This is a genomic window from Amycolatopsis sp. GA6-003, from assembly GCF_046267895.1.
Classification (GTDB): Bacteria; Actinomycetota; Actinomycetes; order Mycobacteriales; family Pseudonocardiaceae; genus Amycolatopsis.
In genome coordinates this window covers 1,658,487-1,683,940 of the sequence record NZ_CP176499.1, presented here as the reverse complement: position 1 = coordinate 1,683,940, position 25,454 = coordinate 1,658,487, and the positions used below count along the sequence as shown (strand labels likewise).

Below are 25,454 nucleotides of genomic sequence, written 5' to 3'. Positions count from 1 at the left end.
ATCCGCCAGTCGGGCCTTCACCGGTCCGGCGAGTCGAGACCGGCGGCCAGCAGTTCGGCGAGATGGATGCCTTCCCGGCCGCCGCTGTCCAGTTCGTGCAGCTGGGTCCGGCAGCTGAATCCGTCCGCCAGCACCGCTGTCCGCCGGTCCGCTTGGCGCACTCGGGGGAGCAGCACCCGTTCCGCGCACGCCTTGCTGACTTCGAGGTGCCCTCGTTCGAAGCCGAAGTTCCCGGCGAGGCCGCAGCATCCCGAATCGAGCCGTTCGACGTCCGCTCCGGCCGCCTGCAGCAGTTCCTTGTCCGCGTCCCAGCCCAGCACCGCGTGCTGGTGGCAGTGCACTTGAGCCAGCGCGTGCCCGGGAATCCGCGGCGGCCGGTAGCCGGGGGAGTGCCGGGTGAGCAGTTCCGCGAGCGTGACGGTCTGGTCCCGCAGCCGCCGGACGTCCTGGTCGCCGGGGAACAGCTCCGCCACGTCGGAGCGGAAGACCGCGGTGCAGCTCGGTTCCAGCCCGAGGACCAGGCCGCCGGCTCGGAGATGCGGCGCCAACGTGCGCACGGTGCGCGTCAGCACTCGCTTCGCGACGCCGAGCTGGCCGGTCGAAATCCAGGTCAGGCCGCAGCACCCGGACGGCTCCGGCAGCGTCACGCGCCAGCCCGCGTCCTCGAGGACCCGCACGGCGGCTTCGGCGACGTGCGGGTGGAAGTAGGACGTGAAAGTGTCCGGCCACAACAGCACAGTGCCGCGTGCGCCGGTACCGGTGGGTTGCCGCCGGGCGAACCAGCGCGGCAGGGTTTTCGGGGCGAAACGGGGGATTTCGCGGTCTTCGACCCCGGCAGCGCGCGTGGCGAGGCGGGTTTTGCCCAGCAGGTTCACAAGCCGGGCGGTATGGGTTTTCGCGACCAGCCGGGCGATCAGCGGAAGCCAGCCCATGCTGAAGTCCGACCGCGGCCGTTTCCACGGGCGGCCCTCGTAGTGGTGGGCGAGGAATTCCGCTTTGTAGGTGGCCATGTCCACATCGGCCGGACAGTCGGATTTGCAGCCCTTGCAGGAAAGGCACAGGTCGAGCGCCTCGCGGACCTCGGCGGAGCGCCAGCCGTCGGAGATCGGGCCGTCGCCGTGCCCGTTGAGCATCTCGAACAGCAGCCGGGCGCGGCCGCGCGTGGAATGTTCCTCCTCGCGGGTGACCTGGTACGACGGGCACATCACGTCGCCGCTTTCCGGGGTGGACTGACGGCAGCGGCCGACGCCGACGCACCGGTTGGCCGCCTGGGAGAACGAGCCGCCGTCGTTCGGGAAGCGGAAGTAGAGGTCCTGCGGCTCGGCGGGGGACCACGAGCCGCCGAGCCGCAGGTTTTCGTCCAGCGAGTACGGCGCGACGACCTTGCCCGGATTCATCCGGTCGGCCGGGTCGAAGATCGCCTTCAGCTGGCCGAAAGCGGTGACCAGATCGGTGCCGAACATGCGCGGCAGCAATTCGCCGCGGCTCTGCCCGTCGCCGTGCTCGCCGGAGAACGAGCCGCCGAACTCCGCGACCAGGTCGGCGGCCCGTTCCATGAACCGCCGGTAGGTCGCGACGCCGGACGCGGTGTACAGGTCGAACGGGATCCGCGTGTGCACGCAGCCCTGTCCGAAGTGGCCGTACAGGCTCGGCCCGGTTTCGTCGGCGTAGCCGAATTCCGCGTACAACGCGTCGAGCCGGCGAAGGTAGTCGCCGAGTTTTTCCGGCGCTACCGCGGAATCCTCCCAGCCCTCGAAGGTGTCCCGCTCGCCGGGGACGTGCGCGGTCGCGCCGAGCCCGGCCTCCCGGACCTGCCAGAGTTCGGCCTCCTTGGCCGGATCGTCGAGAAACGCGACCTCGGCGCCCTCGATCGAGTCGAGCAGCCCGCGCGCCTGTTTGTCGGCTTCTTCCCGTGTCTGCGCGCCGAACTGGACCATCAGGAACGCCCGGCCGCGCGGCAGTTCCTCGCGGGCTTTTTCGTTGAGGTGCTTCAACCGCTCGTCGTAAAGCAGCCGGTGGTCGACGCCTTCGAGCGCGATCGGTTCGTGCGGCAGGATGTCCGGCACCGCGTCGGCGGCGGTCCCGATGTCCGGATAGCCCAGCACGACCATCGCGCGCTCCGGCAGCACCGGCACCAGCTTCAGCTCCGCGCGCAGGACGGTGACCAGCGTCGATTCGCTGCCGACGAGCAACCCGGCGACGTCGAAGCCGTGTTCGGGGAGCAGCGAATCGAGGTTGTAGCCCGACACCCGGCGCGGGATGTCCGGGAAACGGCGGCGGATCTCGTCGGCGTACTCGTCGCGCAACCGGCGCAGCTGCCGGTAAATCGCGGCGCGCCGGTCGCCGTGGTGCTCGATCTCGGCGTATTCGGCGTCGCTCGTTTTGCCGCACCAGAACCGGGTTCCGTCCGCCAGCAGCACCTCCAGCGCCGCGATGTTGTCCACGACCTTGCCGGTGCGCTGGGCGGTCGCGCCGCAGGAGTTGTTGCCGATCATGCCGCCGAGCGTGCAGTTCATGTGCGTGGCGGGCTCCGGGCCGAAGCGGAGCCCGGTGTCGGCGAGCTGCCGGTTGAGGTCGTCCAGCACGATGCCCGGCTGCACCACGCAGGTGCGGCGCTCGGCGTCGACGGATTCCAGCTCGGAGCAGTACTTGGACCAGTCGAGCACGACCGCGGTGTTGGTGCACTGTCCGGCGAGGCTCGTTCCGCCGCCGCGCGACAGCACCGGCGCGCCGAACTCCCGCGCCACCGCCAACGCTTCGACGGCGTCGTCCGGGGAACGCGGGAGCACGACGCCGAGGGGGACCTGGCGGAAATTGGACGCGTCGGTGGAGTAGGCGGCGCGGCTGCCGTCGTCGAAGCGGACCTCGCCCTCGACCCGCTCGCGCAGGGCGGCGGCGAGGGCCTCGGTGTCGATTTCGGCGGGTTCCGGCGGGCGGACGACGGGATGGGGGAGTTCGGCAGTGCTCATCAGCCCTCCTTGACCGCGTATTCGGCGGCCGCGTCCGCGTGCAGGCGCAGCCCGTGCCCGGCGGCGGACATCGACGGGGCGACCCGGCCGCCGCTCGGGTCGAGACCGCCGTAGAACAGCTCCTGTTCGATCCGGTCGTGGTCGGCGAACCATTCGATGTGCCGGAAGTTCGGAGTCGCCGCGGCCGCGTGCGCGGATAGATTCGGCGCGCAGTGCGCGGAAACGTCGCGATTCGCGGCGGCGGCCAAGGCGGCGACGCGCCGCCATTCCGTGTAGCCGCCGCAGCGCGTCACGTCGACCTGGAGACAGTCGACGGCGGGCAGCATCCGGGCGAAATAGGGCAGGTCGTAGCCGTATTCGCCGGCCGCGATGTCCGGTCCGTCCGGCGTGCGCAGCTGCGCGAGCCCGGGCAGATCGTCGCTGGACACCGGCTCCTCGAACCACGTCACGCCGAACTCCCGCAACGTGTCGGCGATCCGACGGGCCCGGCCGATCGAATAGCCGCCGTTCGCGTCGACGTACAACGCGGCGTCGTCCCCGATCGTCTCGCGGGCGAGCCGGACCCGGCCGATGTCGCGGGCCACCGCGGACCCCCACGACTCGCCGATCTTGATCTTCACCCGCGGAATGCGCTGTTCGCGGACCCAGTGGTCGAGCTGTGCGGCCAGCTCGTCGTCGTCCTGCGAGGTGAACCCGCCGCTGCCGTACACGTCGACCTCTTCGTGCACCCGGCCGAGCAAGCGGCTCAGCGGAAGGTCGAGCAGCCGCGCGGCAGCGTCCCAGATCGCGATGTCCACAGCGGACAGTGCACAAGAGACCAATCCGGCGCGGCCGAGGTTCCGGATCGCGTGCTGCATCGCGGTCCAGCACGCGGGCGGGTCCAGCACCGGCATGCCGACGACCGCCGAGGCCAGTTTGCCCTCGATCAGCGGGACACCGGAGAAGTCGGCGTACGTCCAGCCGAGCCCGTCGGCGCCGCCGGCCCGCACCCTGGCCACGACGAGCGTGGTGGAGTCCCAGGAGAGCGTGCCGTCGGCCTCCGGCGAAGGAGTGGGCACCCGGTAGGCGCGCGCGTCGATCCGTTCGATGTGCGGGGCGGCGACGGTCACCGCGACCGTCCGGGCAGGAATTCCTGCAGCTTCGTCTTCGCGCCCTGGAACATCAGGTGGAACGCTTCCGGATCGCCCTTGAGCACGGATTCGGTCACCGATTTCATCTGCTCGAACGTCGCGTGCGGTGGAATCGGCGGGACCTCGGCGTCGCAGCGCACGTCGAGCACGGCCGGCCGGTCCGCGGCGAACGCGGTCCGCCAGGCCTCAGCGAGGTCGCCCGGGTCGTCGACGTTCACGCCTTCGAGCCCGATGCTGCGGGCGAATCCGGCGTAATCGACGTCCGGCAGCGACTGCGATTCCTCGAACTTCGGCGCGCCGCCCATCGCGCGCAGCTCCCAGGTGACCTGGTTGAGGTCGTTGTTGTGGAACACGCAGACAATGCACCGCGGATCCGTCCACAACCGGTGGTAGCGGGCGATGGTGATCAGCTCGGCCATGCCGTTCATCTGCATCGCGCCGTCGCCGACCAGCGCGATCGCCGGCCGGTCGGGATGCGCGAACTTGGCCCCGATCGCGTAAGGCACGCCGGGGCCCATCGTCGCGAGCGTGCCGGACAGCGTGCTGCGGATGCCTTCGCGGATCCGGAGATTGCGCGCGTACCAGTTGGTCGACGAACCGGAATCGGCGGTGACCATCGCGTTGCCCGGGATCTGCTTCGACAGCTCGTGCACGATCCGCATCGGGTTGACCGGTTTCGCGCCGACCTCGGCCTGCTGGTCCATCGTGGTCCACCAGTCGGCGACGTTCTTCTCGATTTTCTCGCGCCACGACCGGTTTTCGTTCCGGTTGAGCTTCGGCAGCAGCGCGCGCAGGGTCGCCGCGGCGTCGCCGACCAGGTTGACCTCGGTGGGATAGCGCATGCCGATGAACCGGCCGTCGAGGTCGATCTGCACCGCGCGGGCCTGGCCGTATTCCGGCAGGAACTGGCTGTAGGGGAAGTTGGAGCCGACGATCAGCAGCGTGTCGCAGTCGCGCATCATCTCGTAGCTCGGCCGGGTGCCCAGCAGCCCGATCGCGCCGGTCACGTACGGCAGGTCGTCCGGGAGGACGTCCTTGCCCAGCAAGGCTTTCGCCACTCCGGCCCCGGTGAGGTCGGCTGCCTGGCGCACCTCGTCGACCGCGCCGCGCGCGCCTTGCCCGACCAGGATCGCGACCTTCTCCCCGGCGTTGAGCACGTCGGCCGCTTCGCTGAGGGCGGGTTCGGGCGGCACCGGATTCGGCCACGCGGTCCCCGGCGGGCTGGACGGCATCTGCTTGAACGCGTGCTGCGGCGGCTCGTACGGCTCTTCCTGCAGGTCCGCCGGGATGATCAGCGCGGTCGGCGTGCGCGAGGCCTGCGCGACCCGGAACGCGCGGTCGAGCGCGTTGGGCAGCTGCTCGGCGACGTTCACCTCGATGCAGTACTCGTTCGCGACGTCCCGGTACAGCGTCTGCAGCTCGACCTCCTGCTGGTAGCTGCCGCCCATCGCGGTCCGCGCGGTCTGCCCGACGATCGCGACCACCGGCACGTGGTCGAGTTTCGCGTCGTAAAGCCCGTTCAGCAGGTGGATCGCGCCCGGCCCGGATGTCGCCATGCACACGCCGACGGCCCCGCTGAACTTCGCGTAGCCGACCGCGGAGAAGGCGGCCATCTCCTCGTGCCGGGCCTGGACGAAGCGCGGCTGGTTGTCCGCTTTGCCGAAGGAGGCGACGAGACCGTTGATCCCGTCGCCGGGGTATGCGAACACCTGCTCCACGCCCCAGTCACGCAGCCGCGAAAGCACGTAATCGCCGACGGTTTCGGTCATGACAAGTCCCTCCCGTGCGTTGGGTCTTCCCCGGCTACCCGGAGGTCCGGGGCGTTACACGTCGTCGCGCAGGCCCTGTTCGGGTCCGGTCGCGTTCGTGGTGGTTTCCGCGCCGTCGAGGTGGCGCGCGGTGTTGACGAGCCCGACCATGCTGAAGGCCTGCGGCATGTTCCCGAGCTGCCGTCCGGCGGTCACGTCGTATTCCTCGCTCAGCAGCCCGACGTCGTTGCGGACCGCCAGCATCCGCTCGAAAACCTCGACGGCTTCCTCGGTGCGGCCGGTGCCGTGCAAGGCGTCGGCGAGCCAGAAGCTGCACGGCAGGAACGCGCCTTCGCTGCCGCGCAAATCGGCAGGCCCGGGATCGGCGTCCGGGTCGTACCGATGGACGAACCCGTCGTGCGACAGCTCTTTCCGCACCGCGTCGACGGTTCCGCGCACGCGGGGGTCGCTGCCGGGCAGGAAGCCGACGCGCGGGATCAGCAGCAAGGCCGCGTCCAAGCCGCGCGAACCGTAGAACTGGGTGAACGTATTGCGCTCGGCGTCGTAACCCTCGCGGCACACTTCCTCGTGAATCCGGTCGCGCAGCGCGCGCCAGCGGTCGACAGGCCCGTCGAGTTCATGGCGTTCCACCGTGCGGACGGCGCGGTCGACGCCCGCCCACGCCATCACCTTGGAATGCACGAAATGCTGCGGTTCGCCGCGTACTTCCCACAGGCTGCGGTCCGGCTGGTCCCAGTGGCCTTCGAGGAAATCGAGGAGCCCGCGCTGCAGGTCCCACGCCGGATGCGTCACCGGAAGCCCCGCCTCGCGGACGAGGTGCAGGCCGTCGAGCGCCTCGCCCCACACGTCGAGCTGGATCTGGCCCGCGGCGGCGTTCCCGATCCGCACCGGGGCCGAACCGGCGTACCCGTCCAGCCAGTCCAAAGTGGACTCCGGAACCCGGCGGGAACCGTCGAGTCCGTACAGGACCTGGAGCTCGGCCGGATCGCCGGCTGCTGCCCGGACGAGCCATTCGCGCCACGCGCGCGCCTCGTCGGGATAGCCGGTGCCGACGAGCGCTTGCAGCGTGAAAGTGGCGTCGCGCAGCCAGCAATAGCGGTAGTCCCAGTTGCGTTCGCCGCCGAGTTGTTCCGGCAGCGACGTCGTCGGCGCGGCGAGAATGCCGCCGGTCGGCTCGTAGGTCAGCGCCTTCAAGGTGATCAGCGCGCGGCGCACCGCGGCGGGCCACCGGCCGTCGTACCGGCAGCGGCCGATCCAGTCCGCCCAGAAGCGTTCGGTGTGCGCCAGTGCTTTCTCGGCGTCGGCCGGATCGGGGCGTTCCCGGTAGGAGGGGTGGTAGGTCAGCACGAACGGCAGCCGTTCGCCCTCGGCGACGGTGAACTCGGCCAAGCCGTCCGTCGACACTGCGACCGGCGTGGTCAGCCGAACCGCGTCCGGACCGGCGACCGCGTCGAAGCGCCCGTCGACGTGCCGGACCCACGGCCGCACCGAGCCGTAGTCGAACCGGGGCCGCAGGCAGGTCCGCATCGGGACCCGGCCGCGCAGCCCTTCGACGATCCGGACGAGATCGGCCGCGCCGTCGCGCGGCGGCATGAAATCGAGCACGCGCACGGCACCGTCGGCGGTCTCCCATTCGCTGGCCAGGACGAGGGAATCGCCGACGTAGTCCCGGCGCGTCGCCGGACCGCCGCTCGCGGGCCCCAGCTGCCACACCCCCGCGCGCTCGTCGTGCAGGAGCGCGGCGAAGCACGCGGGGGAGTCGAACCGCGGCAGGCACAGCCACTCGACCGCACCCTCCCGCGACACCAACGCCGCGGTGTGCAGATCGCCGAGCAGGGCGTAGTCCTCGAGCGGGCGCTGGTTCATGGCGGGGAACTCAGTCCCGGCCGAGCGCCTTCGCCAGTTCCTTCTTCGTCATCGTGGACCGGCCGTGGATGTTGCGCTTCTTGGCCTCGTTGTACAGCTGGTCGCGCGTCGGGCCGCCGGGGCCGAGCCGCTTGCCGGAGCGGTGCCCGCCGCGCTGCTGCGGCGATTTGTCCCGCACCGAGGATTTGCTCGCGCGGTCCGATTCGCCCGACTGCGCCCGGTTCTTGTTCACCGTGCGGGCGGCGATCTCCTTCGCGCGCTTCTTGCTCGCGCCGCGTTCTTCCTGCGACTCCTCGATGTGCTGGTACTGCCGTTCGCGTTTCGCGCTCCAAGCCTGCTGCGGCATCCCAGTCTCCTTCCGCCGTTCTTGATCCCCGGGTTGCCCGCGCGGGCGAGGCGGAAACATCGCGGTTCGCCGCGTCGGAAACGGGTACCCGCTCGCGAGTGGGACGCGAACAGACTCTCGCCGGGCGGCTGCTGGCCGAGCACCTGGTCGCCGGCCGGCTCGAACCGGGGACCGAAATCGGCCTGCGGGTCGACCAGACGCTGACCCAGGACGCCACGGGCACGCTCGTGATGCAGGAACTGGAGGCGCTCGGGCTCGACCGGGCGCGGACCGAGCTGAGCGTGCAGTACGTCGACCACAACCTGCTGCAGGCGGACGAGAAGAACGCCGAGGACCACGCCTATCTGCGCTCGGCCTGCCGCCGGTTCGGGCTGTGGTTCTCCAAACCGGGCAACGGGGTGTCGCATCCGACGCACATGGAGCGCTTCGGCGTGCCCGGCAAGAGCCTCGCCGGGTCCGATTCGCACACCTGCGCGGCCGGGGCGCTGGGCATGCTCGCCGTCGGCGTCGGCGGCCTCGAAGTCGCGCTGGCCATCGCCGGGGAGCCGCTCTACCTGCGGATGCCGGAGATCTGGGGCGTCCGGCTGGAGAACGAGCTGCCGTCGTGGGTGTCGGCGAAGGACGTCGTGCTGGAGATGCTGCGACGGCACGGCGTGAGCGGCGGACGGCACCGGATCGTCGAGTACCACGGTCCCGGGCTGGCCTGCCTGAGCGCGATGGACCGGCACGTGATCGCGAACATGGGCGCCGAGCTGGGCGCGACCGCGACGGTGTTCCCCGCCGACGAGGCGATCCGCGTCTTCCTGCGGGCGGAGGGCCGCGAACACGACTTCCGCGACCTGCGCGCCGGACGCGACGCTTCCTACGACCTCGAGGACGAGATCGATCTGTCCACTGTGGAGCCATTGGTGGCGAAGCCGTCGTCTCCGGGCAACGTGGTGCCGGTGCGCGAGGTGTCCGGGACGCCGGTCGGGCAGGTCGTGCTCGGGTCGTCGGCCAACCCCGGGTTCCGCGACTTCGCGGTCGCCGCCGCCACGATCCGGGGCAGGCAGACGGCCGATTCGGTCAGCTTCGACGTCAACCCGACGTCGCGGCAGATCCTCGTCGAACTGGCCCGCAGCGGGCACCTCACCGACCTGGTCGCGGCCGGGGCCCGGGTGCATCAGGCGGGCTGCCTCGGCTGCATCGGGATGGGGCAGGCGCCCGCGCCGGGCACGAACTCGCTGCGCACGTTCCCGCGCAACTTCCCCGGCCGGTCCGGCACCGCGGACGACGCGGTCTGGCTGTGCTCGCCGGAGACCGCCGCGGTGTCGGCGCTGACCGGCGTCCTGACCGATCCGCGCGATTACGCCACCGCCCACCACCTCGCGCACCCGCGCGTGACCGCTCCGGCCCGTTCGGCCGCCGACCCGCGCGTCTTCGCCGCTCCGCCGCCCGAGGAGGAGGCGCTGCGGGAGGAGCTGGTGAAGGGCCCGAACGTCGCCGGGCTGCCGGACTTCGACCCGCTGCCGGACGAGATCGAGGGCCCGGTCCTGCTGAAGGCCGGGGACAACGTGTCGACCGACGAGATCTCGCCCGCCGGCGCCCGCGCGCTGCCGTACCGCTCGAACATCCCGAAACTGGCCGAGTTCACCTTCACCCGGATCGACGAGGACTACCCGAAGCGCGCCGCGGACAGTCCGGTGCATTTCGTGGTGGCGGGGGAGAACTACGGCCAGGGCTCCTCGCGCGAGCACGCCGCGATCACCGCCCGGTACCTGGGCCTGCGCGCGGTGCTGGCCTGCTCGTTCGCCCGGATCCACTGGCAGAACCTGGTCAACTTCGGCGTGCTGCCGCTGGAATTCGCCGACCCGGACGACAGCGGGAAGATCGAGCGCGACGACGTGCTGTGCGTCTCCGGGCTGCACCGGCTGGCCGAGGTGGCGGAATTCCTCGTGCGGAACCGGACGCGGGGCGAGGAATACCGGGCGAGGCACCAGTTGTCGCCGCGCCAAGTCGACGTGCTGCTGGCGGGCGGCCGGATTCCGCAGCTGGCGCGGACGCTGCACTGAGGCTGGTCAGGAAGCCTTCAGCGCGGCCTCCAGGTCTGCCCGGGACATCTTCGAACGGCCCTTGACGTCGCGTTCCTTCGCCAGTTTCTGCAGTTCCGTCTTGGACAGTTCGGACAGGTCCGGGGTCTTCGAGCGGCTGTCCGAACCGCGCGGCTTGCGGCTGCTGCGCACGCTGTTGGCCAGCGCCTCCATGAGGTCGACCACCTTCGTCGGCTGCTGCGGCTCCTCGGCGGGCGTGACGGTGTTCCCGGCCCGTTTCGCCTCGATCAGCTCGTCCACCCGCTGCCGGTAGGTGTCGTGGAACTCCTCCGGCTTCCACGGCTCGGACATCGCGTCGATCAGCTTGACCGCGAGGTCCAGCTCCTTCTGGTTGGTCTTGGCCTTGGCCGGCAGCTGCGGGACGTCGTCCGCCTTGCGCACCTCGGCGGCGTAATGCAGCGTGTTGAGCACGATCACCCCGTCGCCGGCGCGGGCGAGCGCGAGGTGCTCGCGGCCGTGGAAGACGAACTTCGCCACGGCTGCCTTGTCGCGGCGGGCCAGTGCGTCGAGCAGCAGCACGTACGGCCGCTGTCCTTCCTCTTTGGCCGGCGCGAGCCAGTAGGCGCGGTCGAAGTACACCGGGTCGACCTCGGCGAGGTCCACGAAGGCCTCCACCTCGAGCGAGCGCGACCGGCCCGGCGCGATCTCGTCCAGTTCCTCCTGCTCGACCAGCACGTACTCGTCGTCGCCGACCTCCCGGCCGCGGACGATGTCGGAGTAGGGCACCTCGTCGCCGGTCCGCTCGTTGACCCGCCGGTACCGGATCCGGTCGCGGGTCCCGCGCTGGAACTGCGTGAAGTGCACGGCGTGGTCCTCGACCGCCTTGTACATCCGCACCGGGACGTTCACCAGCCCGAACGACAGCGAACCCTGCCAGACCGGACGCATCGGCCGCTCCTTCCTCTTCGTTGCCCGCCGGGTACCCGATCCGGGCGCCCGGCACACCGCGCCGGTGTAACCGAGGGGGTTTCGGGGTAGCTTCTGCTCCGATGCGCATAAAACCTCGCGGAAGCCAGTTCTTCCAGCTGCTCGCGGACGCGGCCGCGAACCTCGTCACCGCCACCGCCCTGCTGCGCGACCTCACCGAGGCCGCTCCCCCCGACCGGGAGGCGATCGCGGCCCGGCTGCACGAGGTCGAACACGCCGGCGACGACCTGACGCACACCATCATGGTCGAGCTGAACAGCACGTTCGTCACGCCGTTCGACCGCGAGGACATCCAGGCGCTCGCCGCGCGGATCGACGACGTCCTGGACTTTTTGGACACTGCCGCCGACCTCGCGGTGCTCTACCGGCTCGAGGCGTTCCCGCCGGGCACCAAGGGGATGCTGCGCGTGCTGTGCCGGGCCGCGGAGCTGACCGCGGAAGCCATGCCGGGGCTGGCGAAGGTCGGCGAGCTGTCGCCGTACTGGATCGAGATCAACGCGCTCGAGAACGAGGCCGACCACACCTACCGGCGGATGCTGGCCGACCTGTTCCAGCCAGGGGCGGACGCGCTCGAGGTGCTCAAGGCGAAGGAAGTCGTCGAACAGTTCGAACTGGCCGCCGACGGGTTCGAGCACGTCGCGGACGTGGTGCAGACCATCGCGGTCAAGGAGTCCTGAGTGGACGGCACCGCCGCGCTGGTCGCCGTCGTGGTGCTGACGGTCTTCTTCGACTACACCAACGGTTTCCACGACGCCGCCAACGCGATCGCCAGCGCGGTGTCGACCCGGGCGCTCCCGCTGCGCACCGCGCTCGTGCTGGCCGCGGTGATGAACCTGGCCGGGGCGCTGCTGTCGACCGGGATCGCCGCGACCGTCGCGAAAGGAATCATCGACGTCCCGGCCGGGCCGGGCGCGCTGACCGTGGTGCTCGCCGCGCTGGTCGGCGCGATCGCGTGGAACCTCGTGACCTGGTATTTCGGGCTGCCGTCCTCGTCGTCGCATTCGCTGATCGGCGGCATGGTCGGGGCGGCGCTGGCCGCGGCGAGCACGGTGCACTGGACGGGCATCGTCGAGAAAGTGCTGGTGCCGATGGTCGCGTCGCCGCTGCTCGGGCTGGTGCTCGGCTACGCGGCGATGATGGCGGCGCTGTGGCTGCTGCGCCGGGCGAACCCGCACCGCAGCGGCCGGGTGTTCCGCCGGATGCAGATCGTGTCGGCCTCGGCGCTCGCGCTCGGACACGGGTTGCAGGACGCGCAGAAGGGCATGGGGGTGCTCGTCCTGGCCCTGATCGCGGCGGGCAAACAGGACACGTTCGCGGTGCCCCTGTGGGTGACGCTGGTGTGCGCCGGGGCACTGTCGCTCGGCACCTGCTCGGGCGGCATGCGGATCATGCGGACGCTCGGCCGCCGAGTCTTCCCGCTCGACCCGCCGCACGGCTTCGTCGCGGAATCGGTCGGGGCTTCGGTGCTGTACCTGACCGCTTTCGCGGTGAAGGCCCCGATTTCGACCACGCACGTGATCACCGCGGCCGTGATGGGGGTGGGCGCCACCCGGCGGCTTTCGGCGGTGCGCTGGGGAATCGCGCGCGACATCGTGCTGGGCTGGGTACTGACGTTCCCGGCGGCGGCTGGGGTGGCCGCGCTGATGTTCTGGCTTTTGTCGGCGTTCGGCTGATCACCTGGCGGCGGCGACCAGGTTTGCAGTGCGGTGGTGGTGCTGGCCTCTGTCGGGTTGCTCACCTGGGGACGAGGGGTTGTCGCTGGCGGGGCTGAAGTCAGGGAGACCGCTGCTTCGCGGGTGAGCGTGTCCAGCGCGCGGCGCGGTGATTGTTTTGACCTCTGTCGTTGGGCTGATCACCTGGGCACGAGGGCGAGGACTTCGTCGTCGCTGGTGGGGCTGAAGTCCGCGTAGAACTGGCCGACCGCGCGGAACTCGTCGGGTTCCTCCAGGCAGACCACTTCGTCCGCTTCGCGGGTGAGCTTGTCCAGCGCGGGCGGCGCACCGACCGGAGCGGCGAAGACCAGTCGCAGCGGGGCGTGTGACCGGAGTGCGCGCAGGGCGGCGATCGCGGTTCCGCCGGTGGCCACGCCGTCGTCGATCACTACCACGTCGTGGCCTGCCGGGGAGCGGGGAACGCGCTCGCCCAGGTAGCGGCGGACCTGGTCGCGGGCCTCGGAGCGGGCGTGGTCGACCTGAGGGGCGACGTCGTCGGGCGTCAATCCCAGCGCGCGGAGCCCGGCGCGGTCGAAGAACGGCGGTCCGTCCGCCGCGACGGCGCCGAGACCGAGTTCCGGCTGTCCGGGTGCGCCGATTTTGCGGGCGACCATCAATTCCAGCGGCGCGTCCAGTTCCTGCGCGACGGGTGCGGCAACCGGCAGCCCGCCGCGGGCGAGGCCGAAGACGACCGGGTCGGCCCACTCCCGGCAGGCCAGTGCGGAGGCCAGCCGGGCGCCCGCGTCGGCGCGGTTGCGGAACGGTCTCATCGGCGGTCCTTCTTCGCGATGCGGCGCAGCAACAACCCGGCGGCGGCCAAGCCCGCGGCTGGCTTCCGGGTTTTCTTCCGCTGAGCGGGTTTCCGGCGCGAACCGGTTGCCGCAGGCCGGGTGTCCTTTGTGGACTTCCCGGTGCGGCGAAGCAATTGCCCGGCGGCGACAGCAGCCGCGGCCACCCCGGCCGCCACCGCGCCGTGGTGGCGGCTGAGCATCGGCTGGACGTCGTGCGCCTTGGCCTGCTGGTCGAATTCCCCGTGCGCGCCGTAGTCGAAACCGCGCGGGCCGTCCGCCGGTTCCCACAGGTTCGCGGGCTGGGCCGGCGACTGGGGCTGCCCGGTTTGCTGTGCGCCGAAGCCGGTGCGGGCGAGGTACCGGTCGAGCAGCCCGGGCGCGACGGCGTTGGCCAGCAGCGTCGCGGCGGTGCTCGTGCCGACCCAGTATTCGCGGCGGCGCGGGTGGTCGGCGGCGTGCAGCACCGCGCGGGCGGCGAGTTCGGGCTGGTAAATCGGCGGCACCGGCTGGGCGTGCTCGGGAAGCCGGGACAGCAGCCAGCTGAACTGTGGCGTGTTGACCGCGGGCAGCTGCACCATGGTCGTGCGGATTCCGCTGTGCTCGTGGAGAAGTTCGCAGCGAAGCGCTTCGTTGAAGCCCTGAATCGCGTGCTTGGCCCCGCAGTACGCGCTCTGCAGCGGAATTCCGCGGTACGCGAGCGCCGAGCCGACCTGCACGATCGTGCCCGCGTCGCGCGGTTTCATCCGTTCGAGGGCGGCCATCGTGCCGTGCACGAAACCGAGGTACGTCACCTCGGTGACCCGGCGGTATTCGTCGGGGCGGATGTCGGCGAACCGGGCGAACACCGAGCTGAACGCGACATTCACCCAGACGTCGATCGGCCCCAGCTCTTCCTCGGCCCGGGACGCGGCGGCGTCGACCTGGGCGAAGTCGGCCACGTCCGTCGGCAGCTCCAGCGGCGTGCCCCCGGCTTCGCGGACGTCCTCGGCTGCGGCGGCGAGCCCCTTCTCGCCCCGCGCCAGCAACGCGACTTTCGCGCCGCGGGCTCCGTAAGCACGGGCGACGGCCCGGCCCACCCCGGCGCTGGCCCCGGTCACGACTACGACGGGCGGCATGGAAATCCTTTCCCCGGACCAGGAGTCCGGCGGCTCGGCGGACACTCCCCGCACACCGCGCTGAGCGGTGCCTCCGCCGGGGCTTACCCGCTCCTGGCCAGGCCAAACGGGAACGCCGAGAGCGTCCGGTTTGCCCAGCGAGGCCCCGGGTAACCGGGCGGGCGACAGCGACCGCCGGAAGGAGCGCGAGATGAGCAGGCTGCTGGTAGACCCGGAAAGCGCGACCGTCCCCTGTGGACAGTGCGGGCGCGAGGCGGTGCACGTGGGCAGGCTGGTCCAGGAGGACGGGACGCCGGTCAGCCACGCCGTGGTGTGCACGGTGTGCCGCGCACACCGGCCCGGACCCGGGCTGGGGGAGACGCGCCGTCCTCGGCTGGCCATGCTCGCGCGGCCCTCGGAAGGATGACCGGGAACCTGGTGTACGGCCGGGGAGCCTGATTCCGGATCGGCTGCTCCGGAATCAGGCTCCCCGGTTGCCGGAAGCGCGGCGGTGTGACCATCAGGAGCACGGGGTTCTGCGCAGCGCCGACCCGGAAGAACGTGGGCCGACTGCGCCGGGAAGGGCTCCGTGAGGGAATCCGATTCCCTCACGGAGCCCTTCCCGGACGTTCGCGGCGCGGCGCGGCCGGAGTTCGCGCATCAGTCGATGCCGAGCACGGACTCCGCGGTGGTCCAGTCGGTCAGCATGGCGTGCTGCGCGTCGGCGAGGGTCGCCTTCCCTGCGCAGACCGCCTTCTTGACCGCGTTCTCGACCGAATCCTTGCGGTAGGAGTTCTGGTCGCCGTCGTGCGGTTCGGGCCAGAGGTTCTTCGGGTCCTTCGGCGCGCCGCCCAGTTCGAGCGGCAGGAAGTGGTCCTCCTCGTACGAACTCAGCGAGGTGTCGGAATAGCCGTAATCGATGATGCCCTGCTTTTTGAGCTTGGTGGTGTAGGACGTCGGCGGGCGGACGGTGGCCGTCCAGCCGGGAACGCAGATCGTGTCGTCGATGGTGTCCTGGGTGACGTCCGGGTTGGTCGCGCCCGGCGTGCAGACGGGATCGGGCAGCGGCAGGTAGGACTGCGAGCATTTCGCGGCGAGCGGGTGGGCCGCGGCGGCGTGCGCGGCCGGCGCGGTCAAAACGAGCGAACCGGCCACTAAAACGGCAGGCGCGCCGAAACGGGCAAGTCGGGACATGGAAATCTCCTCCCTGGAGCACGGTCGCGCCAGGGTGTGCCGAATCCGGACGAGCGCACTACCTACCTTCGAAGGAATGCGTGAAGAATTAACCGGGTGCTCAACTTGCCGGGCGACAAAATGCGCGAGCGGGCTCGAACTGCTTGATCTGTCGGCATTCGGGCGTTCAGGGCAGGCTGCGGCGGCGTGCCCCGGACGTCAGGAAAGATTCTTCGAAACCGTTTCCAGTCGGTTTTTATGCGCCTTCTCGGCGGGCCGGTAAAAAGCTGCGGGAATCGATTTCCGCTGCGCCGTTCGGCTGAAGTCGCGGTGCGCCGGTATCCGTTCCCGGCCCGGATGCGACCTTTTTCGTGAACGCGTCCGGAAGCGATCTTTTCGGGCGGAATTCCCGGGGGTGGACGATGGGCGAACGGGAAGAGCCGAGGTCCGGAGCCGGGCGCGGCGAGGGCGCGGAAAGCGGTCCGGCGGGCGAAAACGCGCCCGCCGAACCGGAACTGGGGTACGAGATTCCGATCGGGATGCCGGTTCCGGCCGCCGAGCTGGAGCGGCTGAAGGCGGCCGCGGAGCGGCACCGCGATCGGGAGGAGGAGGCCGACGCCCCGGCACGGGCCGGCGACGAGGCCGCGGAGGAAGAGGGTGATCACCGTGATGCCTGAGGCACAGGCGCTCGAGGGCCAGGCCGGCGGAACGGCGGGCGGCGCGTCGCGGGAAATGGCGGATCTGACGGTCGGCGAACTGCTCGCCGAACCGCCGTCGCCGGAACGGTCTCCGTTGTTCGCGCACCGGTTCCCGGTGCCGGTCGAGGAGTACGACCGGCTGAAGACCGGCGCGCGGGAGCACGGCGCGGAGGCGCTCGCGCCCGGGGACGCGCTCGACGTGCAGCTCGACGAAGAAGCGGCGGCGGAACCGGCGGAGGACAATCCGCCGGAGGACGAGATCGCCGAGGGCCTGGCCCCGGCGGCGTCGGCGAGTTTCGACGGGATTTCGCAGACCGCGTTCCGGCCGCCGGACTGCACGGTCGCGGTCGGTCCGAAGCAGGTGCTGGCCGCGGTCAACGTGGACCTGGTCGGCTACGACAAGACTGGCCTGCAGCAGTTCCGGTGGGCCAATTTCACCGCGCTGTTCAACCCGGTGCTGCCCGCCGGCGCGCAGCTTTTCGACCCGAAACTGGCCTACGACCACTACAGCGGCCGGTGGATCGTCTGCATCGCCGCCCGGCGGGCGAACCCGCGGGGCTCCTGGATCATGCTCGGCGTCTCGCAGACCGGCGACCCCGCGGGCGCGTACTGGATCTGGAGCACGGACGCGACGGCGAACGGCTCCACCGCGACCGGCAACTGGTCGGACTATCCGATGCTGGGCTTCGACACCCAGGCGATTTACGTGTCCACCAACCAGTTCGCCTTCGGCGGCGGGTTCGCCCACGCGAAACTGCGGATCTTCAACAAGGCGGAGCTGTACGGCGGCGGGGCCGGCGCGGCCCACACCATCCGCTGGTGGGATTTCTGGGGCCTGAAGAACCCGGACCGCAGCGACGCGTTCTCCGTCCAGCCGTGCTGCCATTTCCAGGGCTTGGGCGGGAATCCGCGCGCCTACCTGGTGAACTCGCTGTTCCCGTCGGGGTCGAGCCTCACCCTGTGGACGCTGGCGAACCCGCTGGCCCTGTGGTCCGGCGGCGCGCCGAGCCTGACCTCGGCCTCGGTGCCCTGCCGCAGCTACAACCTGCCGCCCGGCGCGGTGCAGAAGGACGGCGGGGCGACGCGGATCGCCACGAACGACACCCGGTTGCTCAACGCGGTCTTCCAGTCCGCGGGCCGCACCCAGCGGTTGTGGACGACGCACACGTCCGCGTACAGCTGGCCGGGCGACACCGAGGCACGGTCCGTGGTGCAGTGGTACGAGATCGACGTGCCGAGCCACTCGATCGCGCAGCAAGGCGCGTTCGGCGCACCGAGCAGGCACTACTTCTTCCCGGTGATCCAGACCGACGTCTCGCGCAACGCCCACGTGGCGTTCGGCCGGTCCGCGGCCGACGAATACGGGCACTTCCGCCAGACCGGCCGCCTCGCCGCCGACCCGCCGGGCACGCTGCAGGGCAGCGCCTCGGTGATCGCCGGGCAGAGCGCCTACACCGGGGGCCGCTGGGGCGACTACTTCGGCATCGGCCGGGACCCGTCGGATTCCCGGACCGTGTGGAGCTACGGCGAATACGCCGGCGCCGGCAACACCTGGCGGACCCGCCTCAACGCGGCGAAGTACTGAGAGCAGGGAGGTTCTCATGAACACTGCGCACAAGCTCCGGATCGCGGCGGAGGCCGTGCTCGCCGCGCTCAGCGCGGTCACGCTGGTGCTGAGCCTGACGGTTCCGGACTGGATCGAGCGCACGACCGGCGCGTCTCCGGACGGCGGAGGCGGGGAGGCCGAATGGCTGCTGACGGCGGTCGCTTGCGTGGCGACGGTGCTGTTCGCGGGGCTGGCCGCGTGGGAGTGGCGGCGGTTGCGGACGGCGTAAGCGGCGGGGCGGGCACCGGCTCCGGTGCCCGCTTTTCCGGGTTTCAGCGAGGAATCTCGCGCGCCGCTCTAGGCTGGCCCGGTGACTTCCTTCGCACCGTCGGCCGCGGTCCGCCGCCCGGACGTTCCGATGTATTTGGTGGAAGACTCGCACGTCCCGGCGAGCCCTGGTTCCCGGAACACCTTCGGCGGGCGGCCGATCCTGCCCGAAGGCGAGGACTGGCCGGAATGCTGCTGCGGCGCGCGGATGGTGCTCTTCTTCCAGCTGGACGTCCCGCCGGACATCCCGCGCTTCGGCGGCGACCACCTGCTCGTGTTCCAGTGCCCGGTGCACAACGACGCGGCCTGTCTGCGGGAAGAGTCGGAGCAGTTTCCGCCGCGATACTGGGAAAAACCGCGGATTTGGGGCCATCCTGGCGCGTTCTGGCGGATCATGCTGCATCGGGATCCGACCGTTCCGGCCGAGGAGGAACCGCATCTCCCCGGCTCGGAACTGGTGCTCCGTCCGGAGTGCGAGACGGAGACCCGGTGGCGGGCCGTTCCCTCAGGCGAAACCGGAGTGAGCGTCGGCCGGAGCGAGTTCAAGGTCGGCGGTCTGCCCCACTGGCAACAGGATCCGGAAAGCCACCGCTGCGCGTGCGGAGCCGAGATGCTGTTCTTGTGCGGGCTGCCGGAGGATGTCGGGTTCGAGAGCCGCCCCGGTCAGCCTGAACAGCCGGACAGCTCCTATTCCGACGCCTACGTGCTGTTTCTCGGCAACGCACTGTACTTGCTCGCGTGCCCGGAACACTGCCATCCGGCGGCGGTCTGGCCGGTGCTGCAGCACTGAGCCCGCGCGGCGTCACTCCTCATACGTGATCGAATACCGGGCCGCCACCGGATTGATCTTCGCCGGGTCCAGTGCGCCGTCCGTCAGCACCGCCGGTCCGGCCTCGAACAGGTCCTCCAGATAGTGCTCCCACCCGCCCGGCGAGGAGATCTGCAGCAGCCGCGGCGGGGGATCCGACACCGCCCGCAGCGCGTGCGGGACCCCGTGCGGCAGCAGCGCGAACATCCCCTTCGTCGCGACATGAGTCTCGTCCGCGAAGTCGATGCCCAGTTCGCCTTCCAGGACGTAGACGCACTCGTCGGCCTCGTGGTGGACGTGGCGCGGGATGTCGCGCGCCAGCGTCACCTCCAGCAGGGAGAACCGGGTCTCGGTGTCGCCGGTCATCGCCTTCACCGCGAACGCGGGCGGCAGCGGCACCCGGCCCGGGCGCGCCTCGCCGGGCTGGAGGAGCAGGAAACGGTCCTTCGGCATGGGGTATCCTCGCAGACATAGTGGAAGCGGAGTCCGTTTCCAGATTAACCCGAGGAGGACGTCGGTTGTCAACGGAGCGCAGGCCGAGGGCGGACGCGGAACGCAACCGGGCGCGGGTGCTCGAGGCGGCCCGCACGCTGCTCGCCGGGCAGGAAGACGTCCAGCTGCCGGAGATCGCGCGGGCCGCCGGGGTGGGCGTCGGGACGGTGTACCGGAATTTCCCGGACCGGCGGGCGCTCGTGGAAGCGGTGGCGGAGCAGCGGTTCGCCGAGATCGCGGAGTACGCGCGCAAGCGGTGCCTCGACGGGAAATCCGGCGTCAAACGCTATCTGCGGCACGTCGGCGAGGTGCTGTCCGGGGACCGGGCGCTGTCCTCCGCGATCGAGGCGGCGCGCGGGTCGGCGGGGAGCGAACCGCGGGGCGAAGCGCGCGAGGAGCTGGAAACCGTGGTGGCGCAGGCGATCGAGGCGGACCAGGCGGCGGGGGTGCTCCGCGCGGATTGCACGGTCGGCGACGTGTATCTGCTGGTCGGCTGCCTGTCGTCGGTGGTCCGCACGGGGAGCGGGGACTGGCGGCGGTTCCTGGAACTGGCGCTGGAGGGCTTGCTGCCCCGGGACTAGCCGGCCAAGCGCAGCAGACGAGACGTGAGTTCGCCGCTGTCGTGCATCGCGATCAGCACGGCGGCCATGTTCCGCACGCCGGGTTCGCGGACGATCAGCCCGTCCGGCACCGCGAAATAGCTGCCGCCGGCGCACTCGCCGGTGCTTTCCCAGCGGCGCATGATCCGGTCCGCCTCGTCGAGGGTGACCATCGTCGCGCTCCACCGGGACCCGTCGGGGCAATGGACCTCGACGTCGACGTTGTCCACCTCGTCGGGGTCTTCGCCGCCGCCGACGAGGAACTTCGCGTCGAACGCCGACGTCCGGAAGACGTAGAACGAAGAGTCCCAGCCTGCGGACAGGATTTCGGTCGCCACGGCGAAAGCCTAGCGGGCCGTTCCGGGGCACGGTCCGGAACGGCCCGCGGGATCAGGCGAGGTCCTCCAGCGCGACCCCGGGGTCGGCCAGCCGCTCCGGGTCCACCGTCGTGCCGGAGCGGATGAGCGCCTTGATCGGGTCCGTGACGTCCCAGACGTTGACGTTCATCCCTGCCAGAACGCGGTTTTCCTTGAGCCAGAAGGCGATGAACTCGCGCCCGGGCACGTCGCCGCGGAACACGACGCGGTCGTGGCCCTCGATGGTGCCCAGGTATTCCATGCCGAGGTCGTACTGGTCGGTGAAGAAGTACGGAAGCTCGTCGTACGACTCCTCCTTGCCGAGCATCCCGGCCGCCGCCACCGCGGGCTGGTTGAGCGCGTTCGCCCAGTGCTCGACGCGCAGGTGCTTGCCGAGGAACGGGTGGTAGGCGTTCGCCACGTCGCCGGCGGCGAAGATGTCCGGGTCGCTCGTGCGCAGGCTCGCGTCGGTCACCACGCCGTTGTCGACGCGGAGGCCGGCCGCCTCGGCCAGCTCGACGTTCGGCTTCGCGCCGATCCCGGCCAGGACCGCGTCCGCCTCCAGGACGCTGCCGTCGCCGAGGCGGATCCGCTTGCCCTGCCCGCCGTTGCTGATGTGCTCGACCTGGACGCCGAGCCGCAGGTCGACGCCGTGCGCGCGGTGCAGGTCGGCGAACACCGGGGCGACCTCCGGGCCGAGCGCGGTGAGCAGCGGCAGGTCGAGCGCCTCGACCACGGTGACCTCGACCCCGGCCTGGCGCGCGGCGGCGGTCGCTTCGAGGCCGATCCAGCCGCCGCCGACGACCACCAGCTTCGCCGCGGTGCCGAACAGCTCCTTGAGCCGGTCGGCGTCCTCGATCCGGCGCAGGTAGTGGATTCCCGCGGTGTCCGGCAGTTCGCGCGGGCTCGCGCCGGTGGCCAGCAGGAGCTTGTCGTAGCCGAGGCTGGTGCCGTCGTCGAGCGTCACCTGCTTCTCGTCCCGCGCGATCGCCGTCGCCTTGACGCCCTGGCGCAGCTCGATGTTCTTCTCGGCGTACCACGCGGCGTCGTGCACCTGGAAGCTCTCGGCCTCCGCGTTGCCCGCGAGGTAGTCCTTCGACAGCGGCGGACGCTCGTAGGGCAGGTGCCGCTCGTCGCCGACGATGGTGATCTTCCCGTCGAAACCCTTGTCGCGCAACGCTTCCGCGGCCTTGGCTCCGGCCAGTCCGGCTCCGATGATGACGAACGGCGAGGTCACTGGCGAACTCCTTCGATGCGGGGACGACGGGAGTACTTATATCACTAGCGAAGTTTGGTCTTATTCGGCCGCCCGGTCAAGGTCCCCTGATCAGAGGTACCCCTTGGGGGCAGCGCCTACCCGGAAGGGTGTTACTTCGCTGCTCAGTAGCCGCCTCCGCCGGATCCGCTCGCCGGCGCGGAAGTCGTGATCGCGGCACCGCCGGGCGTGACCGTCCACCACAGCCCGCCGTTGAGATTCAGGCCCTGGCCGTTGGTCTGCCCGGGAGACTTGTCGCCGATATACCGGTACAGCGGGTGCCCGCCGAGCGTTCCCTGCCGGGACCCGTCCGGCCGCGTGATCGCGCCGACGCTGCCCGGGGCCGGACCGGCGAGCGGCGTGCCCGCCGCGAGCGGCGTGCCCGCCGCGACCGGGGGCCAGTAGCTCGCGCAGCTTCCGGTGCAGGCCGACTGGCCGTCGTGGTCCGCGGCGAACAGGTAGACCGTGTCGCCCTTGGTGTCGGTCAAATGCGTTGGTGCGGCGGGCGGTGCGGCCGTGGTCCCGCCGCCGCAGGCCGCGGCGAACAATCCCGTCGCGGCCAGTGCGGCCAGCAGCCCGAAGGTTCTCGGGTTCGCCGGAGTTTCGACAGTCATCCCAGCCTCCAACCGTGCGCGGGTGGCCCCCTTCCCCGGACACGCGGCCCGGACCGGAACGGTTCAGCCGGCTTTGTCGAGGGTCACAGCATCTGGACGGGAGGGACCCCGGCACGTACGGTATGGCGAGCCTAACCTAAGTCACTCTCCGAGGAGGACCCATGCCAGAGCGTGCGCTCGACCGGGCCGTCCCTTTCGTGCTCGCCCTGTTCCGGATCGTCGTCGGGCTGCTGTTCGCGGCCCACGGCGCGGCGGCGCTGTTCGGCGTTTTCGGCGGCGGGCCGAAGGGCGGCACCGTCGCCTTCGGCATGTGGCCGTCCTGGTACGCCGCGGTGATCCAGCTCGTCGGCGGCCTCCTGGTCGCCTTCGGCCTCGGCACCCGGATCGCGGCGCTGCTCGCGTCCGGCTCGATGGCGTACGCCTACTTCGTCGTCCACCAGCCGGACGGCTTGCTGCCGCTGCAGAACAAGGGCGAGCCCGCGGCGATGTTCTGCTGGGCCTTCCTGCTGCTGGTGTTCACCGGCCCGGGCGCGCTCGCGCTCGACGGGTTGTTCCGGAAGCGGTCCGGCGACGCGCCCGGCGCGGAAGCCGAACCGCGTGGGGTGCTGGGTGCGGTTCAGGCCAATCCCGAGTAGCCGGGCCGGCGTCCGCGATCAGACGATGCTCGCCGCCCGCGACCACTGGGCGGCCAGCCGCGCGGCGTCCCGGGCGCGACCGAGGTCGACTCCGGCGCGGGCGACCAGCCGGAGCCGGGAAACGCCGTCCGGGACGCTCGGCGGCCGGAAGCAGCCCACGACGATGTCCCTTTCGTACAGCAGGTTCGCGGCCTCGACGGCTTGTTCCGGAGAGTCGGCGGGAATCGACTGCACCGCGCCAGGCGCGCGCGAAACCCTTGCGGCGTCGGCGATCGCGACGGCAGCGCGGTGCAAGTCTTCGACCCGCGAAGGTTCGGCGGCGATGATCCGGCACGCTTCCGCCGCGCTCGCGGCCGCGGCGGGGGCGAGGCCGGTGTCGAAGATGAAGGTGCGCGCGGTGTTGACCAGATGTTCGCGCAGCAGCGGCGATCCGAGCACCGCGCCGCCTTGCGCGCCCAACGCTTTCGACAGCGTGGCCGTCACCGCGACGTGCGGCGCGCCCGCGAGACCGGCCGCGTGCACCGCACCCCGGCCGTTGCCCGCGACGCCGATGCCGTGTGCTTCGTCGACCACCAGGAAAGCGTCGTATTTCGCGCACAATGCCGCGGTGCGCACAAGATCCGTGGCGTCGCCGAGCACCGAATAAATCGACTCGACCGCCACGATCGCCCGCTCCTGCGCCCGGTCGCGCAGCAAGTGCGCGAGGGCGTCCAGGTCGCCGTGCGGGCAGATCGCGACGGGGGAGCGGGACAGCCGCGCGCCGTCGATCAGCGACGCGTGGATGTGCGCGTCGGTGATCAGCAGCGTGTCCGGCGAACCGAGCGCGGTGATCACGCCGATATTGGCCGTGTAGCCGCTGGAAAACGCGAGCGCGGCCGGTTGCCCGGTGAGGCTGGCCAGTTCGCGTTCCAGTTCGGTGTGGCACGGCGTGGTGCCGGTGACGACTCGCGACGCGCCCGCGCCCGCGCCGTACTTTTCGACGGCCTGGACAGCGGCGGCGCGCAGCCGCGGATCGGTGCTGAGGCTCAGGTAATCGTTGGACGCGAGGTCCAATGTGGACGACCGCGGATGCCTCCGGTCGTCGGTTCGCCGGACGAGACCGGCGACGTGCCGGTCCCGCCCCGCGGCGGTGAGCCAGTCGTGCATCGACACCATGGCGGTCACGCGTTGGGCGCGGCGGCGGTGCCCGCTCCGCGTTCCCGCAGTGCCGGAGCGGTGTGCGCGGTCCGCTGCTGCTCGCCCGCGCCGAGCACCTCGAAGCCGGCGTCGGCGATCATCTCCAGGTCGGCCTTCGCCGCCTGGCCCTCGCTGGTCAGGTAGTCGCCGAGGAACAGCGAGTTCGCCACGTGCAGCGCGAGCGGCTGCAGCGACCGCAGGTGCATCTCGCGGCCGCCGGCCATCCGGACTTCCGTTGCCGGGCAAGCGAACCGGGCGAGCGCGAGGATGCGCAGCGCGCGCAACGGGCTCAGCTCCCACGTGCCGGCGAGCGGCGTGCCCTCGAACGGCATCAGGAAGTTGACCGGGATCGAATCGCTGCCGAGGTCGCGCAGCGCGAAGATCGCGTCGATCAGCTCGTCGTCGGTCTCGCCCATGCCGACGATCAGGCCGGAGCACGCGGAAAGCCCGGCGGACTTGGCCTTTTCGACCGTGTCGACGCGGTCGTCGTACCCGTGCGTCGTGCAGATCTCGGAGTACCGGGACTCGCTCGTGTTCAGGTTGTGGTTGTACGCGTCAACCCCGGCTTCACGCAGCTTCTCGGCCTGGCCGTCCTTGAGCAGCCCGAGGCAGGCGCACACCTCCACGCCGGAGTGCGCGGACTTCACCGCCTCGACGGCTTGCGCGACCCGGTCGACGTCGCGGTCGCTCGGCCCGCGCCCGCTCGCGACCAGGCACACCCGCGACGCGCCGCCCTGGATGCCCGCTCCGGCCTGGCGCGCCGTTTCCTCGGCGGACAGCCACGAGTACTTGAGGATCTGCGCGGACGACCCGAGCCGCTGCGAGCAGTACCCGCAGTCCTCGGGGCACAGGCCCGATTTCAGGTTGACGAGGTAGTTGACCTTGACCTTGTTGCCGAAGTGCGCGCGCCGCAGCCGCCCCGCGGCCGCGACCAGGCCGAGCACGTCCTCGTCCGGCGCTTCCAGCACCGCGCGGGCGTCAGTTCGGTCGAGTACGCCGCCGGCCAGCTGCCGGTCGGCCAGGTCGTCGAAGGTTTTGAACACCTATCAAATCCTAGGCGGCCGATCGGCCGGAAGCAAGC

Annotated in this window: 25 protein-coding genes; 10 read left to right on the top strand and 15 right to left on the bottom strand. The window is 70.9% G+C overall.

The window, feature by feature from the left end; all coding sequences use genetic code 11:
* Positions 1-17 precede the first annotated feature (17 nt).
* From F9C12_RS07025 to F9C12_RS07005, 5 genes are read right to left on the bottom strand one after another with little or no spacing between them, the layout of a single operon-like run.
* Positions 18-2,969, bottom strand: a complete 2,952-nt coding sequence (locus F9C12_RS07025) for an FAD-binding and (Fe-S)-binding domain-containing protein (protein ID WP_409465239.1) — start codon at positions 2,967-2,969, stop codon at positions 18-20.
* Complete coding sequence (locus F9C12_RS07020) at positions 2,969-4,078, bottom strand: enolase C-terminal domain-like protein (protein ID WP_409465238.1); 1,110 nt, start codon at positions 4,076-4,078, stop codon at positions 2,969-2,971. Before F9C12_RS07020 ends, F9C12_RS07025 begins: the two co-directional genes overlap by 1 nt.
* Positions 4,075-5,868: a thiamine pyrophosphate-requiring protein gene (locus F9C12_RS07015; protein ID WP_409465237.1), complete on the bottom strand. Its 1,794-nt coding sequence runs from the start codon at positions 5,866-5,868 to the stop codon at positions 4,075-4,077. The genes F9C12_RS07020 and F9C12_RS07015 overlap by 4 nt, the downstream gene beginning before the upstream one ends.
* 54 nt (positions 5,869-5,922) lie before the next feature.
* Positions 5,923-7,734 carry a glycoside hydrolase family 15 protein gene (locus F9C12_RS07010; protein ID WP_409465236.1) on the bottom strand — a complete coding sequence of 604 codons (1,812 nt, stop codon included), beginning with the start codon at positions 7,732-7,734 and terminating at the stop codon, positions 5,923-5,925.
* A 10-nt stretch (positions 7,735-7,744) separates the two neighbouring features.
* Positions 7,745-8,080, bottom strand: coding sequence for a plasmid stabilization protein (locus F9C12_RS07005; RefSeq protein WP_409181164.1), 336 nt, complete (start codon positions 8,078-8,080; stop codon positions 7,745-7,747).
* A gap of 98 nt (positions 8,081-8,178) precedes the next feature.
* Here F9C12_RS07005 and F9C12_RS07000 point away from each other — a divergent pair, with 98 nt between their 5' ends.
* Positions 8,179-10,131, top strand: coding sequence for an aconitate hydratase (locus tag F9C12_RS07000; RefSeq protein WP_409465235.1), 1,953 nt, complete (start codon positions 8,179-8,181; stop codon positions 10,129-10,131).
* A gap of 6 nt (positions 10,132-10,137) precedes the next feature.
* Here the strand turns inward: F9C12_RS07000 and F9C12_RS06995 are convergent, their stop codons facing one another.
* The gene (locus F9C12_RS06995; protein ID WP_409181162.1) at positions 10,138-11,058 is read right to left on the bottom strand and encodes a Ku protein; all 921 of its coding nucleotides are present in this window, start codon (positions 11,056-11,058) and stop codon (positions 10,138-10,140) included.
* A gap of 101 nt (positions 11,059-11,159) precedes the next feature.
* Here F9C12_RS06995 and F9C12_RS06990 point away from each other — a divergent pair, with 101 nt between their 5' ends.
* A complete protein-coding gene (locus tag F9C12_RS06990; protein WP_409181161.1) occupies positions 11,160-11,774 on the top strand; it encodes a DUF47 domain-containing protein in 615 nt (204 codons plus the stop codon).
* Positions 11,775-12,770 carry an inorganic phosphate transporter gene (locus tag F9C12_RS06985; protein WP_409465234.1) on the top strand — a complete coding sequence of 332 codons (996 nt, stop codon included), beginning with the start codon at positions 11,775-11,777 and terminating at the stop codon, positions 12,768-12,770.
* A gap of 179 nt (positions 12,771-12,949) precedes the next feature.
* On the opposite strand, the gene F9C12_RS06980 is transcribed toward F9C12_RS06985, so the two are convergent.
* Both F9C12_RS06980 and F9C12_RS06975 read right to left on the bottom strand, forming a co-directional pair.
* Positions 12,950-13,579, bottom strand: coding sequence for a phosphoribosyltransferase (locus F9C12_RS06980; protein ID WP_409465233.1), 630 nt, complete (start codon positions 13,577-13,579; stop codon positions 12,950-12,952).
* Positions 13,576-14,715, bottom strand: coding sequence for an SDR family oxidoreductase (locus F9C12_RS06975; protein WP_409465232.1), 1,140 nt, complete (start codon positions 14,713-14,715; stop codon positions 13,576-13,578). Before F9C12_RS06975 ends, F9C12_RS06980 begins: the two co-directional genes overlap by 4 nt.
* A gap of 190 nt (positions 14,716-14,905) precedes the next feature.
* Between F9C12_RS06975 and F9C12_RS06970 the strand changes: the two genes are divergently transcribed.
* Entirely contained in the window at positions 14,906-15,121 is a 216-nt protein-coding gene (locus F9C12_RS06970) for a hypothetical protein (RefSeq protein ID WP_409181157.1), read from the top strand.
* A 233-nt stretch (positions 15,122-15,354) separates the two neighbouring features.
* Here the strand turns inward: F9C12_RS06970 and F9C12_RS06965 are convergent, their stop codons facing one another.
* The gene (locus F9C12_RS06965; protein WP_409465231.1) at positions 15,355-15,888 is read right to left on the bottom strand and encodes a hypothetical protein; all 534 of its coding nucleotides are present in this window, start codon (positions 15,886-15,888) and stop codon (positions 15,355-15,357) included.
* A gap of 401 nt (positions 15,889-16,289) precedes the next feature.
* On the opposite strand from F9C12_RS06965, the gene F9C12_RS06960 reads away from it, so the two are divergent.
* From F9C12_RS06960 to F9C12_RS06945, 4 genes are all read left to right on the top strand, one after another.
* Positions 16,290-16,544, top strand: coding sequence for a hypothetical protein (locus tag F9C12_RS06960; RefSeq protein ID WP_409181155.1), 255 nt, complete (start codon positions 16,290-16,292; stop codon positions 16,542-16,544).
* Positions 16,537-18,150 carry a hypothetical protein gene (locus F9C12_RS06955; protein ID WP_409465230.1) on the top strand — a complete coding sequence of 538 codons (1,614 nt, stop codon included), beginning with the start codon at positions 16,537-16,539 and terminating at the stop codon, positions 18,148-18,150. The genes F9C12_RS06960 and F9C12_RS06955 overlap by 8 nt, the downstream gene beginning before the upstream one ends.
* 16 nt (positions 18,151-18,166) lie before the next feature.
* On the top strand, positions 18,167-18,400 hold the full coding sequence (locus F9C12_RS06950; RefSeq protein WP_409181153.1) for a hypothetical protein: 234 nt from the start codon (positions 18,167-18,169) through the stop codon (positions 18,398-18,400).
* A gap of 81 nt (positions 18,401-18,481) precedes the next feature.
* A complete protein-coding gene (locus F9C12_RS06945; RefSeq protein WP_409465229.1) occupies positions 18,482-19,228 on the top strand; it encodes a hypothetical protein in 747 nt (248 codons plus the stop codon).
* A 12-nt stretch (positions 19,229-19,240) separates the two neighbouring features.
* On the opposite strand, the gene F9C12_RS06940 is transcribed toward F9C12_RS06945, so the two are convergent.
* Positions 19,241-19,699, bottom strand: coding sequence for a cupin domain-containing protein (locus F9C12_RS06940; protein WP_409465228.1), 459 nt, complete (start codon positions 19,697-19,699; stop codon positions 19,241-19,243).
* Between the two features lie 65 nt (positions 19,700-19,764).
* Between F9C12_RS06940 and F9C12_RS06935 the strand changes: the two genes are divergently transcribed.
* A complete protein-coding gene (locus tag F9C12_RS06935) occupies positions 19,765-20,319 on the top strand; it encodes a TetR/AcrR family transcriptional regulator (RefSeq protein WP_409465227.1) in 555 nt (184 codons plus the stop codon).
* On the opposite strand, the gene F9C12_RS06930 is transcribed toward F9C12_RS06935, so the two are convergent.
* The 3 genes from F9C12_RS06930 to F9C12_RS06920 all read right to left on the bottom strand — a co-directional run bounded on the left by F9C12_RS06930 (position 20,316) and on the right by F9C12_RS06920 (position 22,562).
* A complete protein-coding gene (locus F9C12_RS06930) occupies positions 20,316-20,675 on the bottom strand; it encodes a hypothetical protein (RefSeq protein ID WP_409465226.1) in 360 nt (119 codons plus the stop codon). The genes F9C12_RS06935 and F9C12_RS06930 overlap by 4 nt on opposite strands.
* Positions 20,676-20,727: 52 nt before the next feature.
* Positions 20,728-21,930 carry an NAD(P)/FAD-dependent oxidoreductase gene (locus tag F9C12_RS06925; RefSeq protein ID WP_409465225.1) on the bottom strand — a complete coding sequence of 401 codons (1,203 nt, stop codon included), beginning with the start codon at positions 21,928-21,930 and terminating at the stop codon, positions 20,728-20,730.
* Positions 21,931-22,073: 143 nt separating this feature from the next.
* A complete protein-coding gene (locus F9C12_RS06920) occupies positions 22,074-22,562 on the bottom strand; it encodes a hypothetical protein (RefSeq protein ID WP_409465224.1) in 489 nt (162 codons plus the stop codon).
* A 161-nt stretch (positions 22,563-22,723) separates the two neighbouring features.
* On the opposite strand from F9C12_RS06920, the gene F9C12_RS06915 reads away from it, so the two are divergent.
* Complete coding sequence (locus F9C12_RS06915; protein ID WP_409465223.1) at positions 22,724-23,197, top strand: DoxX family protein; 474 nt, start codon at positions 22,724-22,726, stop codon at positions 23,195-23,197.
* Between the two features lie 18 nt (positions 23,198-23,215).
* On the opposite strand, the gene F9C12_RS06910 is transcribed toward F9C12_RS06915, so the two are convergent.
* A complete protein-coding gene (locus F9C12_RS06910) occupies positions 23,216-24,352 on the bottom strand; it encodes an 8-amino-7-oxononanoate synthase (protein WP_409466974.1) in 1,137 nt (378 codons plus the stop codon).
* A gap of 5 nt (positions 24,353-24,357) precedes the next feature.
* Positions 24,358-25,416 (bottom strand): biotin synthase BioB, encoded by a 1,059-nt coding sequence (gene bioB, locus F9C12_RS06905; protein ID WP_409465222.1) that lies wholly within the window; start codon positions 25,414-25,416, stop codon positions 24,358-24,360.
* Positions 25,417-25,454: the final 38 nt, after the last annotated feature.